This window comes from Chryseobacterium sp. MHB01, assembly GCF_034651565.1.
Classification (GTDB): Bacteria; Bacteroidota; Bacteroidia; order Flavobacteriales; family Weeksellaceae; genus Chryseobacterium; species Chryseobacterium nepalense.
Genome location: NZ_JAYEDA010000001.1, coordinates 62,247 through 79,520, shown reverse-complemented (window position 1 = coordinate 79,520; position 17,274 = coordinate 62,247). Strand labels below are relative to the sequence as shown.

General features: G+C 38.5%; 15 protein-coding genes. 4 read left to right on the top strand and 11 right to left on the bottom strand.

The features are described 5' to 3' along the window. Positions 1 to 8: 8 nt before the first annotated feature. The gene (locus U9K52_RS00390) at positions 9 to 1,220 is read right to left on the bottom strand and encodes a DUF1343 domain-containing protein (protein ID WP_322924388.1); all 1,212 of its coding nucleotides are present in this window, start codon (positions 1,218 to 1,220) and stop codon (positions 9 to 11) included. Between the two features lie 4 nt (positions 1,221 to 1,224). Here U9K52_RS00390 and U9K52_RS00385 point away from each other — a divergent pair, with 4 nt between their 5' ends. Together U9K52_RS00385 and U9K52_RS00380 are read left to right on the top strand one after the other, a co-directional pair. Next, positions 1,225 to 2,454, top strand: a complete 1,230-nt coding sequence (locus tag U9K52_RS00385) for an ABC transporter permease (RefSeq protein WP_248391617.1) — start codon at positions 1,225 to 1,227, stop codon at positions 2,452 to 2,454. A 122-nt stretch (positions 2,455 to 2,576) separates the two neighbouring features. Continuing rightward, positions 2,577 to 3,560: a PLP-dependent cysteine synthase family protein gene (locus U9K52_RS00380; RefSeq protein ID WP_248391616.1), complete on the top strand. Its 984-nt coding sequence runs from the start codon at positions 2,577 to 2,579 to the stop codon at positions 3,558 to 3,560. 88 nt (positions 3,561 to 3,648) lie between these two features. Here the strand turns inward: U9K52_RS00380 and U9K52_RS00375 are convergent, their stop codons facing one another. From U9K52_RS00375 to U9K52_RS00365, 3 genes are all read right to left on the bottom strand, one after another. Further along, the gene (locus tag U9K52_RS00375; protein ID WP_322924382.1) at positions 3,649 to 4,176 is read right to left on the bottom strand and encodes a hypothetical protein; all 528 of its coding nucleotides are present in this window, start codon (positions 4,174 to 4,176) and stop codon (positions 3,649 to 3,651) included. A gap of 114 nt (positions 4,177 to 4,290) precedes the next feature. Beyond that, complete coding sequence (locus U9K52_RS00370; RefSeq protein WP_263601286.1) at positions 4,291 to 4,599, bottom strand: chaperone modulator CbpM; 309 nt, start codon at positions 4,597 to 4,599, stop codon at positions 4,291 to 4,293. Between the two features lie 3 nt (positions 4,600 to 4,602). Beyond that, complete coding sequence (locus U9K52_RS00365; RefSeq protein ID WP_322924379.1) at positions 4,603 to 5,520, bottom strand: J domain-containing protein; 918 nt, start codon at positions 5,518 to 5,520, stop codon at positions 4,603 to 4,605. A gap of 93 nt (positions 5,521 to 5,613) precedes the next feature. Here U9K52_RS00365 and U9K52_RS00360 point away from each other — a divergent pair, with 93 nt between their 5' ends. Then, positions 5,614 to 6,813: a dicarboxylate/amino acid:cation symporter gene (locus U9K52_RS00360; RefSeq protein WP_322924377.1), complete on the top strand. Its 1,200-nt coding sequence runs from the start codon at positions 5,614 to 5,616 to the stop codon at positions 6,811 to 6,813. A gap of 57 nt (positions 6,814 to 6,870) precedes the next feature. Here U9K52_RS00360 and U9K52_RS00355 read toward each other — a convergent pair whose 3' ends face one another. The 3 genes from U9K52_RS00355 to U9K52_RS00345 form a co-directional block, all read right to left on the bottom strand. Continuing rightward, the gene (locus U9K52_RS00355) at positions 6,871 to 7,254 is read right to left on the bottom strand and encodes a DUF779 domain-containing protein (protein ID WP_263601289.1); all 384 of its coding nucleotides are present in this window, start codon (positions 7,252 to 7,254) and stop codon (positions 6,871 to 6,873) included. Positions 7,255 to 7,628: 374 nt separating this feature from the next. After that, positions 7,629 to 8,666 carry an alcohol dehydrogenase AdhP gene (adhP, locus tag U9K52_RS00350; RefSeq protein WP_322924375.1) on the bottom strand — a complete coding sequence of 346 codons (1,038 nt, stop codon included), beginning with the start codon at positions 8,664 to 8,666 and terminating at the stop codon, positions 7,629 to 7,631. Between the two features lie 504 nt (positions 8,667 to 9,170). Further along, the gene (locus U9K52_RS00345) at positions 9,171 to 10,700 is read right to left on the bottom strand and encodes an aldehyde dehydrogenase family protein (RefSeq protein WP_322924373.1); all 1,530 of its coding nucleotides are present in this window, start codon (positions 10,698 to 10,700) and stop codon (positions 9,171 to 9,173) included. A 182-nt stretch (positions 10,701 to 10,882) separates the two neighbouring features. Here U9K52_RS00345 and U9K52_RS00340 point away from each other — a divergent pair, with 182 nt between their 5' ends. Beyond that, a complete protein-coding gene (locus U9K52_RS00340; protein WP_322924371.1) occupies positions 10,883 to 11,812 on the top strand; it encodes a helix-turn-helix transcriptional regulator in 930 nt (309 codons plus the stop codon). Between the two features lie 213 nt (positions 11,813 to 12,025). Here the strand turns inward: U9K52_RS00340 and U9K52_RS00335 are convergent, their stop codons facing one another. The 4 genes from U9K52_RS00335 to U9K52_RS00320 form a co-directional block, all read right to left on the bottom strand. Continuing rightward, on the bottom strand, positions 12,026 to 13,354 hold the full coding sequence (locus U9K52_RS00335) for a hydroxymethylglutaryl-CoA synthase family protein (protein WP_322924369.1): 1,329 nt from the start codon (positions 13,352 to 13,354) through the stop codon (positions 12,026 to 12,028). 165 nt (positions 13,355 to 13,519) lie between these two features. Next, positions 13,520 to 14,353, bottom strand: coding sequence for a T9SS type A sorting domain-containing protein (locus tag U9K52_RS00330; protein WP_322924367.1), 834 nt, complete (start codon positions 14,351 to 14,353; stop codon positions 13,520 to 13,522). Positions 14,354 to 14,528: 175 nt separating this feature from the next. Next, positions 14,529 to 17,039, bottom strand: coding sequence for a M1 family metallopeptidase (locus U9K52_RS00325; RefSeq protein ID WP_322924365.1), 2,511 nt, complete (start codon positions 17,037 to 17,039; stop codon positions 14,529 to 14,531). 12 nt (positions 17,040 to 17,051) lie between these two features. Then, positions 17,052 to 17,270: a hypothetical protein gene (locus U9K52_RS00320; RefSeq protein WP_248391585.1), complete on the bottom strand. Its 219-nt coding sequence runs from the start codon at positions 17,268 to 17,270 to the stop codon at positions 17,052 to 17,054. Positions 17,271 to 17,274 lie beyond the last annotated feature (4 nt).

The window sequence follows — 17,274 nt, the reverse complement described above, 5'->3', positions numbered from 1 at the left end:
TTCACAGATCAATTTTCATAGATCATATACTTCTTTCTTATTTTCTCGAACTTTTCCAAACCGGGTTTCCAGGAATCTTTAATTTCCCTGATGGACTTTCCGGAAACGATCTGTTTTCTAAGCGTATCATCCCCAGCTAAAGTATCAAACCAGAAATTTTTGCCGGGTGCAGGCTTAAGGAAAAAGTCCAGCTCAGGATTCTTATAATTTCTATAGGCTTTAAGCAACCATTCGAGGTTAAGCTCTGTTAAGTCGTGAGGATAACCTGAAAGATTTTCTCCATAGCAGAGTTTTCCGTTGAGGAAAGGATCTTTAGCCCCAAAATTAGGTTTCGGTGTAAACTGATACGGTAAACTTTTTGTCCACGGCGAACCGTAAATCTGAAAAGGCAGATCGGTACCTCTTCCTACGGAAACCTGAGTTCCTTCAAAAAAGCATAAACTTGGATACAGATTGATTGATTTCTCGTTGGGCAAATTCGGCGAAGGCTTTTCCAAAATTGGATACCGTAATTTTTTATGATAATTTTTCATCTGGACCAAAGTATATTTTGCCTGAACTCCCTTCTCAAGCCATCTTTCTCCATTCACCATTTTACCGTATTCCCCGATGGTAAGGCCATAAACTACAGGCACTTCATGCATTCCGACAAAACTTGTCCATTTTTTGTTCAGAACAGGGCCGTCTGTATAACCGTCATGCGGATTGGGGCGGTCCAGCACCATTACCTCAACATTATTTTCCGCTGCGGCTTCCATAAGATATGTTAATGTAGAAATATAGGTATAAAAGCGCACCCCTACATCCTGTATATCAAAAACCACAATATCAATTCCTTTTAATTGTTCAGGTTTTGGTTTCTTATTATTTCCATACAAAGAAACAATAGGAATTCCTGTTTTTACATCTACACCGTTTTTTACTTTTTCACCGGCATCGGCATCGCCTCGGAAACCATGCTCGGGAGCAAAAATAGATTTAATGTTAATCCTGTTTTTTACTAAAAAATCAACAACATGAGTTCTGTCGCTCATTAATCCGGTCTGATTAGTCACCACGCCAATTGTTTTACCCTTTAGCAACGGCAAATATATTTCTGGCTGATCGGCACCTGTTTTAAAACCTTCCAAAGCTTTGGATTGAGAATTATATTGATGGAATACTCCTAAAAAAATTAGGCAAATAAGAAGTAAATTTTTAATTTTGAGATCTAAATTCATAAGCTTGAAATTTCCTTTATATTTCTCTAGAAAAATAGCGTTTTCCAAAGATAACAAAAATAACCTGTCAAGGGTGATTATCTTCATTGGAAGGCTTTCGGTAGCGCTGGGAATCATTGTTTCTCTAATTACCGTATCCACTGGGTTCGGTTCTAAGAAAGCGATTAAAGAAAGACTGGCAGATTTCAGCGGCCATATTACAGTAAGATCTACAAGATCAAACTCTTCATACAACACTTCTGTACTCGATAACCAGGGTCTTGATATTAAAAAAATAAAAGAAATTCCTGATGTCGCAAGCGTTCAGAAATATGCGATGTTAACGGGTATAATGCGGAATGAGCATAATTTTGCAGGGATTATTTTCAAAGGAATCGGAAAAGATTTTGACAGCGTCAGATTTAAAAAATTCCTGATCGCCGGAACTACCCCGCAGGTTACTGAGAAAGGGTATAACAACGGCGTAGTAATCTCTGAAAAAACAGCAAAAGATCTTCATCTCAAGGTAAAAGACAGCATTGTCACGGTATTTTCAAAAACCGATCAGCAGCCTATCTACAGAAAATTTGAAGTGCTGGGAATCTACAGAACGGATATTAAGATGATTGATGATCAATTTGTTATCGGAGACATTAATCATGTGCGTAAAATTCAGGATATGAAACCCGAAGAAGCTGGTGGAATTGATATTTTCTTTAAAAATGTAAATGATGCAGATGCAGATTTTCCCGAAATCGAAAAGCTGATAGGATATAAAAACTATGCTGAAAAAGCTACAGAGAAATTCCCGCAGATTACCGACTGGATCAGTATTTTTGACACCAATATTGCATTGATTATTATCATCATGCTGATTGTAGTGGTTATTAATATTATCATGGTTCTATTAATCCTTATTATTGAAAGAACCAATTCCATAGGCCTTCTTAAAACACTCGGAGCCAGCAATTCACAGATTCGTGCAACCTTTATCAACTATACACTGATCATTATGATTCCCGGGCTTTTGTATGGAAATGTAATTGGTTTAGGCCTGATTTTCATCCAGAAGATTTTTGGCATTATCAAACTGAATCCTGAAAACTATTACGTAAGCACGGTTCCGGTAGATCTTAATCCATTGATGATTATCTCCATCTCGGTGGGCATTCTGATTATTTCAGGGCTGGCCTTAATTATTCCCAGCTACCTCATCAGTAAGATTTCTCCGGTGAAGGCGATTAAATATAATTAGAAGTAAGTGAAAAATAAAAAGTGAAAAGTCTCAGTTGTGAATTAACTTATTCATGGAATCGATAGGATCGTTTATCCTGATAAAATTTAAAGCCGTATCTTTGCCATGCTTAAAAAACATTTATGAAATACGCAAACAACATCCTCGAAACTATAGGAAATACACCATTGGTAAAACTGAATAAAGTTTTGGGTGAAGATTTTCCGGCACTAGTTTTGGCAAAGGTTGAGACATTCAATCCAGGAAATTCCGTGAAGGACAGAATGGCCCTGAAAATGATTGAAGACGCAGAAAAAGACGGAAGGCTAAAGCCGGGAGGCACCATTATCGAAGGAACTTCAGGAAATACAGGAATGGGATTGGCTCTTGCAGCAATCATCAAAGGATACAAATGTATTTTTGTAACCAATTCAAAACAATCTAAAGAAAAATGCGATATTCTCCGTGCTGTAGGTGCTGAAGTCATTGTTTGCCCTACCGACGTAAAACCTACAGACCCGCGTTCTTATTATTCGGTATCAAAGCGTCTTGCGAAGGAAACTGAAAACGGTTGGTATGTGAATCAATATGATAATTTATCCAACAGGGCTGCGCATTATGAATCCACCGCTCCTGAAATATGGGAACAGACCGAAGGAAAACTGACCCACTTCGTAGTGGGAGCAGGAACGGGAGGCACTATTACCGGCTGTGGCACATTCTTCAAAGAGAAAAACCCGAATATCAAAGTAATTGGAGTTGACACCTACGGATCGATCTTAAAAGAAATCCATGAGACAGGGGAAATTAATTTAGGAAACGCCTATACTTATATTACCGAAGGAATCGGTGAAGACATTCTTCCTGAGAATTATGACATGGCGGTTATCGATCATTTTGAGAAGGTAACAGATAAAGACGGAGCTATTTATGCTAGAAAATTAGCAAAAGAAGAAGGAATTTTCTGCGGATATTCTGCAGGAAGTGCCATTGCTTCACTGGTACAGATGAAGGATCAGTTCACGAAAGATGATGTAATTGTGGTACTTCTTCATGATCACGGTTCAAGATACGTCGGAAAAATCTATAACGACGAATGGATGAAAGAAATGGGTTGGCTGGATTAATAAGTCCCACTCTACAAAATAAAGAACTCAGAACATCTGTTCTGAGTTTTTTTATTTTATACGGATTAAGTTTTAATCTGCTGAATAATTATTCGTTGATGTTTTTCTTTAAAACTTGCTTTAAAAAGCTGTAGTCTTTTTCGCTCATCGATTTTCTGGGAAACATATAGCTGTACTTTCCTTCGATGCTGATAAATTCATTATTGCTGTCGAAAAACTCAAAATCTTTCCATTCGCTGGTCTCTTTATCACCGTTAATATTCACAGTGAAAAAATTCTCCTCCATTCTGATTTCATAAACTTTACAATTTTCGATCTTATTTAAATAGTGCGCTACCTGCTTCTTCCATCTTGAAACTTTATTAATGCTTACCGATAAAAAAACAGCGCAAAGCAGGAACAAAAAGCTTACAAAATACAATATCCCTGATTTTTCTTTACTGAAATCATCTTTGAAAATGAATAAAATCAACAGGATAACAGCAACTATAATGGTGGTAACCGTTTTTCCCTTCGTTGTAGGAGAAAAGAACAGGCTTCCCTGGTTCCCGTTGAAATATATTTCTTCAAAATCTATTCTTTTCGGTTTCAGAACGATTACTTTCTCTTCAATCATATTATTAATTCTGCAGCAAAGATAAGTTTTTCATTGTATCAATCTCATTTTAAAGATCAACATCAAACACTTCCTCTAAAACTCTACAACACTCATACTCTAAAACCCTCTCACTCAAAAACTCCCTTCCTCATATTTGTCGCTGATGGCTGAAAGCTTACTCATCAGTTCACGGTTTTTCTGTTTCAGGTCTTCCATTTTCCTGAGCATATCGTGGATTACTTCAAGTCCGGGGAGGTTGATTTCCAGATCATAATACCAGTTGGTAAACCTTTCAAAAGACGGCAGATCTTCATACATCAGATAGTGGATTTCATTCTCTGTCTGAATATTCAGTAAACCGGAATCTACCAGTTCATCAAAAAAGGTGATTTCAATATTGTATATTTTTACGAGTTCTTCCCGTGATATTCTTTCATTCATGACTTAAGAGTTTTTTAGTTGTTCGAAAAGTTGCTTCTGCTCATTGGTAAGGTTTGTAGGCAGTTTCACATCGTACGTCACAAAAAGATCTCCGAATTCTCCTTCCTTTTTGTAGACAGGGAAGCCTTTTCCTTTTAGCCTTACGGTCATTCCGTTCTGGGTTTCAGGTTTCACCTTAAGATTAACGCTTCCGGTAAGGGTATTTACATTAACATCGCCGCCCAAAACAGCCGTATACAAATCGATCGCGACTTTAGTTTTTAAATCATCTCCTATCCTTTCAAAATCCGGATCAGCCGGAATCGTAAAAGTAATGTACAAATCACCGTTCGGACCACCATTATAGCCGGGATTTCCATGGCCTTTTAATTTAATCTGCTGTCCGTCATAAACTCCGGCCGGAATGGTAATCCTCACCTTTTTCCCGTTAATATCAAAAGTCTGCTGATGCGTAGTTGCAGCATCCTTTAAGCTTAGATTCAGCTCTGCATGAACATCCTGTCCTTTAAATTTCCCGGAAGCGCTCCCTCTTGAACTTCTCCCGAAACCTCCTGTTCCACCGAACATGCTTTGGAAAAAATCCGAGAAATCTTCTCCTTCACCAAAATCAGCACCGGAAAATCCGCTACTATAATTATTTCCGTGACTTTGCCTTTGTTGCTGCTGTTGCTGTTGTGCTTTTTCATACTCTTCACCATGTTTCCAGTGTTCTCCATATTTATCGTATTTAGCACGGTTTTCAGGATTACTGAGAACTTCATTGGCTTCGTTGATCTCCTTGAATTTCCTTTCTGCTTCCTTATCGTCAGGATTCAGGTCGGGATGAAGTTTTCTTGCAAGCTTGCGATACGCTTTTTTAATATCTTCCTGCGTTGCGTTTTTATCTACGCCTAAAATTTTATAGTAGTCTATATAAGCCATAGAAACCTTTTTACTCAAATTTAAGGATTTTAGAGACGAAATTTATATAATGAAGTGTTAAAAATAAAGCTATCTTTGATTAAAAAGCGCTCTATGAAAGAAGTGTTGAAAAACTATTCGGGAATCCTGCTTTTGCTTCTGGGGATCGTTATCGGGAGTATCATCGGAATTGTGGCACCACAAACGGTAAGTTATATAAAACCTTTAGGAGATATTTTCCTGAATTTATTGTTCGTAAGTGTTGTTCCGCTTGTTTTCTTTGCAGTTTCCAATTCCATTGCATCGCTGGAGCAAGAGTCGAAGTTTGGAAAAATCATGATAACCATGGCGTTTACTTTTCTTTTTTTCATTTTAACAGCGGCCGTTTTTACGATCTTCGCGGTGTATTTATTTCCGGTTTCGGGAGTTTCAGGGAGTAAGGAACTGGTAGAGGAAGTGGCTTCCGAAGAAAGCTGGGGCAACAGGATTGTGAGTTTTTTTACTGTGGGCGAATTTACACAGCTTTTTTCACGGCAGAATATGCTGGCCCTGCTTATTTTTGCATTTATGACGGGATTTTCTGCAAGAAAAGCAGGAGAAAAAGGACAATCATTCAGGATGTTTATTGCTTCCGGATATGAAGTCATGAAAGAACTGTTACTATTAATTATGAAAGCTGCTCCCATTGGTTTGGGGGCCTATTTCGCTTATCAGGTGGCCACACTGGGACCTCAGCTTTTCGGATTTTATGCTAAGCCACTCGGACTTTATTATATTGCAGGTGTCATTTATTTTCTGTTGTTTTTTTCCATTTATGCTTTTATGGCCGCCGGGACGAATGGTGTTAAAAGTTTTTGGAAAAATGCGATTTATCCTACAGCCACGGCACTGAGTACCTGCAGCAGCTTCGCTACTATGCCTGCTAACTTAGAAGCTGCATCCAGAATCGGAATTCCCAGTCAGATTTCAAATATTGTGATCCCTATCGGAACTACGCTGCATAAAAACGGATCTTCCATGTCATCCATCATTAAGATCTATGTTGCTTTTATGATTATCGGCAGAGATTTTTTCGATCCGATAAATTTACTTCTGGCATTAGGCATTACGGTTTTCGTGAGCATTGTAGCGGGCGGAATTCCCAATGGCGGATATATCGGTGAGATGCTGATGATCTCAGTCTATAAACTGCCACAGGAAGCCATTCCGGCAGTGATGATTATCGGAACCCTGGTGGATCCGCTGGCTACTGTTCTGAATGCAGTCGGGCAATTGGTGGCTTCGATGTTTGTGAGCCGATTTGTGAAAGTCTGATTTTTTGTTTTTGCTAAACACAGATTACACAAATTTTTTTTTGATGATCAGGCAGATTTATTCACTGCGCTTTACTGGCTCCAGATTTTCCAGTTCTTCCGGTGTGAAGAGTGTATAAATAACTTTAAATGTTTTTCCCAGTGGAGTTTCCAAAGAAAACCCTCCCGGTCCGAAACCATCGGTAACGTCCAATGTAAAATGGGAATACTGCCAGTACTCGAAGAGGTCGCGGTCGATCCAGAATTCGTGTCCGTTGATGGTCCCGATCATGGCATCGTTCATTCGCGGATAAAACCCACCTTTTTCAAAACATTGCGGCTGTGTGCCTTCGCAACAGCCTCCTGCCTGGTAGAACATGAGATCACCGTATTTTTTTTCGAGCTCCCAGATGACTTCCAAGGCTTTTTCTGTAGCGGAGAGTCTTGATATTTTAGGGTTCATAATTCTTCTTTTGTTATTGATTGGCATAGCTCAAATTAAATAGTTTGCTATTCGGGGTACTTCAATTATTTTAAGCAGCTGGGCTTTTTCTGAGTCTCAAGCAAATTTACTTTATACTTATAATATGCAGTTGTGCATTTTGCAAAATTTTGTTATTGAATTCGTCAGTTCGAGTATTTTTTCGTAACAAAGTGGAGAAAAATGTATCGAGAACAGATTATCTTCAGAAGTAACAAACTTCTCGATACGATTTTTTCAAAATCTACTCAAAGTGACGAAAATATATCAAAATACAAAACGTGCTTACAATTCTTTTATACAAGTTAAAAAAAGTTCGGCGAAATGAAATTTCGCCGAACCAGACATTGTCATCATTAATTTGCACTTCCGGCGATATCAAGAACGATCCTTCCATCGATCTGTCCTTTTTTCATCTTATCAAAGACCTCGTTAATATCTTCCAGTTTTGCAGCGGTAACGGTTGCTTTTACCAATCCTTCATTAGCAAAATCAAGTGCCTCCTGGAGATCTTTCCGTGTTCCGACGATGGAACCTCTCACGGTAATTCTCTTGAGCACGGTTTCAAAGATCGGAAGCTCAAAGGATCCCGGCGGAAGGCCGTTCAGCGCAATGGTTCCTTTTCTTCGTAATACATCAATTCCCTGTTTGAAGGCAATAGGGGAAACTGCCGTAATGAGCGCGCCGTGCATTCCGCCGACTTCTTTATGCAGGTATTCTCCAGGATCTGTGTTTCTTGCGTTGACTACCAAATCTGCCCCGAGCTTTTTCGCCAAATCCAATTTATCATCCGCCACATCAATAGCAGCCACATGCATTCCCATTGCTTTCGCATACTGAACGGCTACGTGACCCAATCCCCCGATTCCTGAAATGGCTACCCATTCTCCAGGTTTTGTTTCCGTTTCTTTTAACCCTTTATACACGGTAACTCCGGCGCAAAGAATCGGTGCGATCTCCAAAAAGTTGACAGTACTTTTCAAATGTCCCACATATCTTGAATCTGCAATGACGTATTCTGCGAAGCCTCCGTCTATACTGTATCCGCCATTCTTCTGCGCTTCACAAAGAGTTTCCCAGCCGGTAATACAATAGTCGCAGCATCCGCATGCGGAATACAGCCAGGGAACCCCTACCGCATCTCCTTCTTTTACATATGCTTCAGGACCGCAGGCGACTACAATTCCTACCCCTTCATGTCCGGGAATTAAAGGCATTTTGGGCTTGGCGGGCCAGTCGCCATCAACAGCGTGAAGGTCTGTATGACACACGCCACAAGCGATAACTTTTACCAGTACTTCATATCTTCCCGGCTCACGTACCGGAACTTCTTCAATTTTTAACGGCTGACCGTACCCCTGTACCACGGCCGCTTTCATTGTTTTTGGAATCATATTCTGAGTTTGAATTAGTTTTTTTTAGTTGATCTGTACATGCGCTTCTGGCAGATATTGTTTATTTCCCGCAGATTTCGCAGATTATTTATAAAAAGTTTATTTGATTAATCTTTAATTTAACGCAAAGTCCGCAAAGATCTTTTTTAATACTATATATTTTTTAAGTTCGCAAAGGCGTTACACTTAACTAAGATCGCTAAGAGTTTTCTTTACTTTTTATTTCTATAATAAATTACTTGTAGACTCTAAAGAATCATATAAGGTTGATTTTACTTGACGCAAAGAGTATAAATTGTTAATATTACTTTTCTGACTTCGATAATCTCTATGTGTATAAATATGTACAAGACAACGAATCATTGCGTGAGGGATAGGAAGGGCGGCGAGGAACGAGCCGGTGCGGAGCGAAGCGGAGCACCGAAACGAAGTGCAGCCCTGGATAGCCCGACCGTTTTGCTCCGGCTGAAGCCGGGGCAAACGGGCACGCCCTATTATTTAAAATTAAAAAAATCCTAGTTTGTTTTTGTTGTACGAGATCAGCATATTTTTAGTCTGACGGTAATGATCCAGCATCATTTTGTGGTTTTCCCTTCCGATTCCGGATTGTTTGTAGCCCCCAAAAGGCGCTCCTGCAGGGTAAGAGTGATACTGGTTTACCCAGACTCTTCCCGCCTGGATCTGACGCGGAATAGTATACAGCTGATGTGCATCTCTCGTCCAGACTCCTGCTCCCAGTCCGTAAATCGTATCATTGGCAATTTTAACGGCTTCTTCTTCGTCTTTGAAGGTTGTAAAAGCCAGCACCGGCCCGAAAATTTCTTCCTGGAAAATTCTCATCCTGTTATTGCCTTTGAAAATTGTGGGCTGAATATAATAGCCATCTTCAAGTCCTTCTCCAGCATTGTTGACATCACCACCAACAAGCACTTCCGCACCTTCTTCTTTTCCAAGTTTGATATAGGAAAGAATCTTATCTTTCTGGATCTGCGACGCCTGTGCGCCCATCATTACGGTTTTATCCAACGGATTCCCAACCTTAATCGCTTTTACTCTTTGAATCACTTTCGCAATAAAGGCATCCGCAATATCTTCCTGAACAAGCAATCTTGACGGACATGTACAGATTTCTCCCTGGTTCAGTGCAAAAAGAACTGCTCCTTCAATGGCTTTATCCAAAAACTCATCATCCGCATCCATTACTGAACTGAAAAAAACGTTTGGTGATTTCCCTCCTAATTCCAAAGTTACCGGAATAATGTTTTCCGTTGCATACTGCATAACAAGGCGTCCCGTTGCAGTAGATCCTGTAAATGCGGCTTTAGAAACTTTCGGATTGGTCACCAATGCCCTTCCCAATTCTGCGCCGAAACCGTTGACAATATTTACAACACCCGGAGGAAGGAGATCTCCTATAATTTCCATCAAAACCATGATAGAAACCGGAGTGCTTTCCGCGGGCTTCAGTACAACGCAGTTTCCGGCTGCCAATGCCGGAGCCAGTTTCCAAACCGCCATGAGAATCGGGAAATTCCACGGTATAATCTGTGCAATAACGCCCAGTGGTTCGTGAACGATAAGGGAAACGGTGTCTTTGTCCAATTCATTATGGGAACCTTCTTCCGCTCTGATCACCGAAGCGAAATATCTGAAATGATCAATTGCCAAAGGAATATCTGCCGCGAGCGTTTCTCTTACCGCCTTACCGTTGTCAATGGTTTCAACGGTTGCGATGTATTCCAGGTTCTGCTCAATCCTGTCGGCAATTTTATTCAAAATAACACTTCTTTCTGTTGATGAAGTATCTTTCCAGGTCTGAAATGCTTTTTCCGCAGCATTAACAGCCATCTCCAGATCTTCTTTTGAGGAATGGGCAGCCTGCGTAAACTTTTTCCCGTCCACCGGCGATACAACATCGAAGTACTCTCCGTTTACCGGTGCCGTGAACTTACCATTGATATAATTATCATATCTCTTTTTGAATTCAGGCCATTGAAGTAATGTGTCTGATTGTTGTTGTGTTGTAGTGCTCATATTTGTACAATTTTTAATTTTTCTTAATAGCCAAATTACACCTACATTTGAGATTTGAATAGCATAATCGTACAAAAAAGCTTCAAAATCGTACAGAATAATAATTTTATAATTCATTAACATTCAGCAGATACCATATTTTTCTTATATTTGAGATACGTGTAAACATAAATTGTTTAGAAATGAATGATCATAAATTTTTACTGAAAACTCCTGAATTGAAAAAGGAAAACCAGCTTTTAAGCATGGTTGAAAATCAGACCAAATTCAATCTGAACAATTGTGAATTCAGTATCTATGAAACACATAAAGCCGCTTTTGATGTAAAACTGCATTTTGAAACCATCGCTTTTACCGCCATGCTTCGCGGAAAAAAGCATATGAAGCTCGACAATAAGACGAATTATTTTGATTATTACCCCGGTGAGAGTGTTCTGGTAGCTCCGGGCGAAACCATGATCATTGATTTTCCGGAAGCAGACGAAACGCCATCTCAATGCATTTCCCTGAGCCTGAATCCCGAATTTATAGAAAACTCTCTTAATCATCTTAATTATCACCTGCCGAAAACGGATGAAACTTCACAGTGGAATATTGAACTTGATGAATATTTTCTTTTCAACAATCAGTCTTTAGCTTCCGCCACAAACAATATTATGCGTATTGCCATGGATGATAATTCACAGAAAGATATTATGGCTGATTTTGCTTTGAAAGAACTTCTGATCCGTTTGATGCAGACCCAGGCAAGAAGCATGGTAGAGAAAAATATTGCAAAAAACAGATCCAGAATCAGTTTTGCGGTAGATTATATTCGGAAAAACCTTCATCAGAAACTCTCTATTGAAAGCATTGCAAAACTGGCATATGTGAGTAAATCGAATTTCTTCAGGATGTTTAAGGATGAGCTGGGAACTTCCCCAAATGAATTTATTCTCCAGGAAAGAATCAGCAGGGCAAAAGAGTTACTGAAAAGCAGGAACAGCATTAAAGAAACCGCTTTTCAGACCGGCTTTTCGGATACTAATTATTTTACAAGAGTTTTTAAGCAGCTGGTAGGGGTTACGCCGAAAAGTTATCAGGATAGAAATACCTTAGATATTTTTGAATGATATCCCTATTTGGCGTAAAAGTAAGCAGAAAAGCTAACTTGATTATTAATCTTTGTATTCTGCTTTTTATTATTGTTATTTTTCTGGTTATAAAAAAGCCCATCTAAAAAAAGTCATTCTGAATATAATGAAGAATCTCAAATAATTAATTTAAACAGATTCTTCGTCCCTCAGAATGACAAATTTCAAATTATCCTTACTTAAGAAGCCCTTCTATTTTTGATAATGATAATATCTTGCTCCTTTTAAGACCGGGTTTTCCAATTCCACATATTTTAATCCGAACCCTTTGTAATTTTCATTAACAGAATTTTCCAGCTGCTTTCTGTGAAGCTTTTCATAGGTTTCAAAATTGATGGCTGTTCTGCTTTTTAATTCTTCAAATACATCCCATTTTGAAACTACGTTTTTCCAGTTTGCTGAAACTTTCCCGGCAAAAACTTTCGATTTGGAACCGCTTCCATATCCTAAAAAGCCAATTTCCTTTCCGGTTAATTCATCATTTTCATTAAAAGAAGTCTGTAATGCAGAAAGCAAAGCCATAAAAATGGATGCCGTGTACATATTTCCGATTTCTGAGGAAGCACGCTGTGATTTTTCAATTTTATCATTAATAAACTGAATATACGCTTCTGATTTTGCGACTGCTTTTTGCTCTTCAGACGTTTCGTAGGATAGTCCGTTTTCCAGACTGTAAATCTCCGTGAAAACCCTTTTACCGTGAAATGCATATGGAAGATGGAAAATCAGATATTTCCAGTGCTCATACGGTTTATTTTTCCCGGTAATTTCTTTATAATGGTTGTACGCTTCCCTGATTCTGTCCTGATAACACTGATTGGAATATTGCCCGTCGAAAACCGGTTCATCCGTAAAAATTTCAATTTTTTCCGGGAAACTTTCGGGAGCATTGTTCAGATTTTCTTTTTTGAAATGACGTCTCGGCTTGAAGAAGTCAAAGACAGATTCTGTCGCCACTCCCCAGTTGTTTTCAAATTCAATTAAATCCGGTTTTGAAGAAACCAAAACAGCGACTGCTCCACCACCCTGCGTATATTCACCGGAAGAAGCCAGTTCATATTTTGCATAATCGCTGGCGATAACAACTGCTTTTTTATCCGGATTTACTCTTACAAAGTCTAAAGAATTGTGAAATGCGTCTACTGCCCCGATACAGGCGAAGGTGAGATCCACCACATCACAGTTTTTGAAACATCTTTCTCCAAATTCTTCCTCCAGCACCTTTTCTACCATTTGCATCGCGTAGGAAGCTGTTGGCTTTGCCGCATCGAGAGCGCTTTCTGTCCCCAGATAAATTCTTGCAATGTCTTTTGGATTAATATGGTAATCTTTAATCAGTTTTAATAAGGCTTCTGCAGCAAATGTTGCCGCATCTTCATGGACATCCGGGAATCCCATTTTATGCAAGCCCAGACCTTTTTCCAGTTTTGCGGGTTCAATTCCTCTTTTTTCCGCTAAATCTTTAATTTCCAAATATAATGAGGGCACATGGTAGCTTGCCGCTTCAATTCCGAAAGTCATATCTTTTAATTTAATACGAATTTAAAAAATGTAAACGTTTAATCACATATGATTTTACCTAAATTTCGTCAATCTTTTTATTTTAATATAAAAAAAAGACATCCCGTGATGAGATGTCCTGATGTAAATTATTAACTATTTATCTTTTATACCATGAGAAGTAAATTAATTTTTAATTATCTTAAATGATTCTGTTCCTTTATCAGTTTTTCCTGAAATAATATATATCCCATTACTCAAATTAGAAATATTTATATCTCCCTGTTCAGCATTTACTTTATGCGTCTGAATTCTTCTTCCGTTCGCGTCATAAATGGTCATTTCGCGTACCTTATCTTTTGCCTGATAATGCAAAACATCATTAACAGGATTCGGATAATAATTAATCGATGATTTCGGAGAAACCTTTACATCATTTACCCCTAAAACATCATTGGTAATCGTAAAATTATCAATCAATGTAGAATATCCCTGTGCATTTTCACATTCTATGGCAACCTGATAAAGATTGGGAGGAAGATTAACGTTGGCAAAGAAATACCAGGAATTAAAAGGCGGCTGAAATCCCATCACCATATTCCATGAATCAGACGCTGACATCCGATAGTAAATTCTTACCCAGTTCGCATTCGATCCCTGTTGGGGATTGATAAGATAAAAGCTCAGTCTGGGCGAAGTGAGCACCGAACTGTTCAATGGCGGGGTTACAAGCTTTGTTTTGTCTGCACCGGAAGAATTCGCCGGAAAGTTGGCAAATTTTGTTCCGGCAAACGCTGTTATTCCATTACTTCCTGTGGTTGCAGAAGATGCGAATGTCCAGGACATGTTGTTTGTTTCATAAACCTGAGTCCAGCCTGATCTGGTAGGAGAATTGTCTTCAAAAGTTTCCGTCCAGGGAAATGTTGAAATTTGAGCATGAAGCCCAATAGCGGAAAAAATGGTTAAAGCCGAAAATACATATCGGTTTTTAATTTTTTCAGAAAGTAGATTTGTTTTCATTAGCAATTATTTTAATGTTAATTCATTAACAAAATTATAATATAAAAACAAATAAATCAACAATATTAAAAATTTAACACATAAAATTTAATAAAAATCGTTTAACCAATAAAATAACCGCTATTATAAAAATAGCGGTTATCATCATTATAATATTCTAAAGTTTACCTGAACATTATTTAAAATCTTCAATTGCTTTATTCAGCAGATCGATCTGTTTATTAATGCTTGCGGCATTTTGAGGATTCTGTTTTAAAAGCTCCATTTTTTTATTCAGACCATCTTTCAGCATTTGGCTTATCATCATTTTTACCTGAGGGTTTTCTCCGATCTGTCCTTTTGCCTGACCAAGAATTTTCGTGATGCTTTCTGTAGCTTTTACATTGTCTGAGGTCATAATCCAGTTGAATCCTTCTTCTGCAGATTTTCCAAGTTCAGGATTCTGGAATTTGATAAAAGGATAAAACGCTGCAAACTGCGCAATATTGGCCATTTGGGAAGTAACTTTATTCTTTACAATAATCGGAAGCATTTGTGCAGCCAGTGTTTCCGAAGCTCCTTCTAAATCAATTTTATCAGCATATGCCGCAGCTTTTGACGGATCAATAGCAACAATAGCTCCCACAGAACTTCCTTTTACGGCATTGGAGACCGCATTAATTCCTTTTTCAAATATCGGCATGTACTTTTTATCCTTTGTTTTTGCCAATGCTGAAATAGCTGCCGCCTGAACCAGTGTCTTAGGATCGTTAGAAGCTAATTTTTCAACATCTGAGCCTAAAGCCTTCAATTGCTCTGCATTGGAAAGATCCATAAGCTGTAACGCTTTTATCCTTGTTCTGAAGTAAGGATCTTTGATTGCTGCCGACAATAATTTAGTTGCTGCAGGATTTTTTCCGACCTGATCTTTAATACCATTTAAAGCATTGTATCTGCTTTTGAATTCTTTAGATCCCGTAAACTGCATCAGATACTGGTCAGGTGTTTTGGTATCGTTGATTTCTGCCAGTAAAACGCCGTCTGCATTAATGTTGACAAGATCTGCATTTTTAGAAACATCAAAGTTGAATGTATTTTTAACTTCCGCATTTACCCAAACGTTATATCTTTTAGGTTTTCCATTTTCGTAAACATCAATGGCCAGAGGAAACTGGAACGGCTGTTCCTGCGTCTGCTCAATGGTCACTGCAACTTGCTTTTTAACAGGTTCGAAAGTGTAGGAATAATTTATTTTCGGGTTTCCACTACCGAAATACCATTGATTGAAGAACCAATTCAGATCTTTTCCGGAAACTTTTTCGAATGAAAGTCTCAGCTGATGAGCTTCGGCATTCTGATATTCGTTGGTTTTAAGATAATCCTGCATTCCGGCAAAGAAAGCCTCATCGCCAAGATAGTTTCTGAGCATGTGAAGTATTCCTCCTCCTTTTTGATAGGTCACGAGGTCGAAAACATCTTCGCGGGAAGCGTAGTCAAATCGTACAAGATTCTTTTTAAAATCGGTAGGATTGTGGATGTACATATTCACATCTGTCATCTGATGATAGTCTGCCTGATCTTTTCCATACTTAAATTCATTCCACAGATACTCCGAATAGTTGGCAAAAGATTCGTTAACCGTAAGATTGCTCCAGCTTTCCGCTGTGACAAGATCACCAAACCAATGGTGAAACAATTCATGGGCAATAGTATCTTCCCAAGTGTTTTCATCAATTAATTGTCCGGGTTTCTGCAGGATATCACTTCCGTGAAGAGTGGCCGTTGTATTTTCCATTGCGCCGCTGACGTAGTTTCTCCCGGAAATCTGTGCATATTTGGCCCAAGGATAATCGTAACCCAGTTTTTTAGAGAAAAACTCGATCATTTCCGGCGTATTTCCGTAGATCTGCTTTGCATACGGTTCATATTCTTTTTCAATATAATAATCTACAGGAATGTTTCTCCATTTATCTTTTACAACAGCATATTCTCCCACACCCATGAAAAACAGGTAGGTAGAATGTCTTTTATCCATCACCCAATGATCCGTTCTCAGGCCGTTTGATTCTTTTTGAGAATCTTTCAGGATACCGTTTGAAAGCGTAACATATTTGTCAGGAACCGTCATGTAGATTTCCTGAGTAGTCTTCTGATTGGGTTTATCAATGGTAGGAAACCATGCTGAAGAAGATTCTGTTTCGCCCTGCGTCCATATCTGGGTAGGCATATCTGGATCTTTGCCTTGTGCATTGATAAAGTACAATCCTTTTGCATCATTGATAGCAGCGCTTCCTTCCTGCTTCACTTCGTTTGGACGGGAAGTATATTTAATATAAACCGTGTAATCCTGGTTTTTCTGGTAGGTTTTATCTAAAGTGATTTTAAGAATATCGTCCTTATAATCATATTTTAACGGAGATTTTTTACCATTCGATTCTAATGCTACTTCATGAATCAGCATTCCTTTGGCATCGAGCGTGAGTTCGTTGGAAGGATAAAAAAACGGTGATGCGGTGAGCCATTCTTCACCGTTCATCTGCTCTTTCTGGTAATCAAAATTTACTTTAAGTTTGGTATGTTTAAGTTCAGTTACTTTGGTATGAGTAGCCCGGTAGACTTTTTCTCTTCCTGAAGTTTCGGTTTGTGCCGCTACATTGGTGGAAAAGAAAATTCCTAAAAGAGCGATCGATAAAATGGCTTTTTTCATTATGATTAAAAATTATTTCTTGGTTAAAATATCAAAAATATCATTAACTAACGTTTCGTAATCTCCTTTTTTGAACTGTTCTTTTGTTTTCGCAAAGGCTTTTTTAAGTTCACTTTCGGGATTTTCGTCGTCGATAATTTCTGCTGAATCTACACCTTTTAATTGAAGGATAACCGTTTTCAGGACTTCGATGTCTGCATTTTTTTCAATATTTATTTTTAAATATTTCATTGTT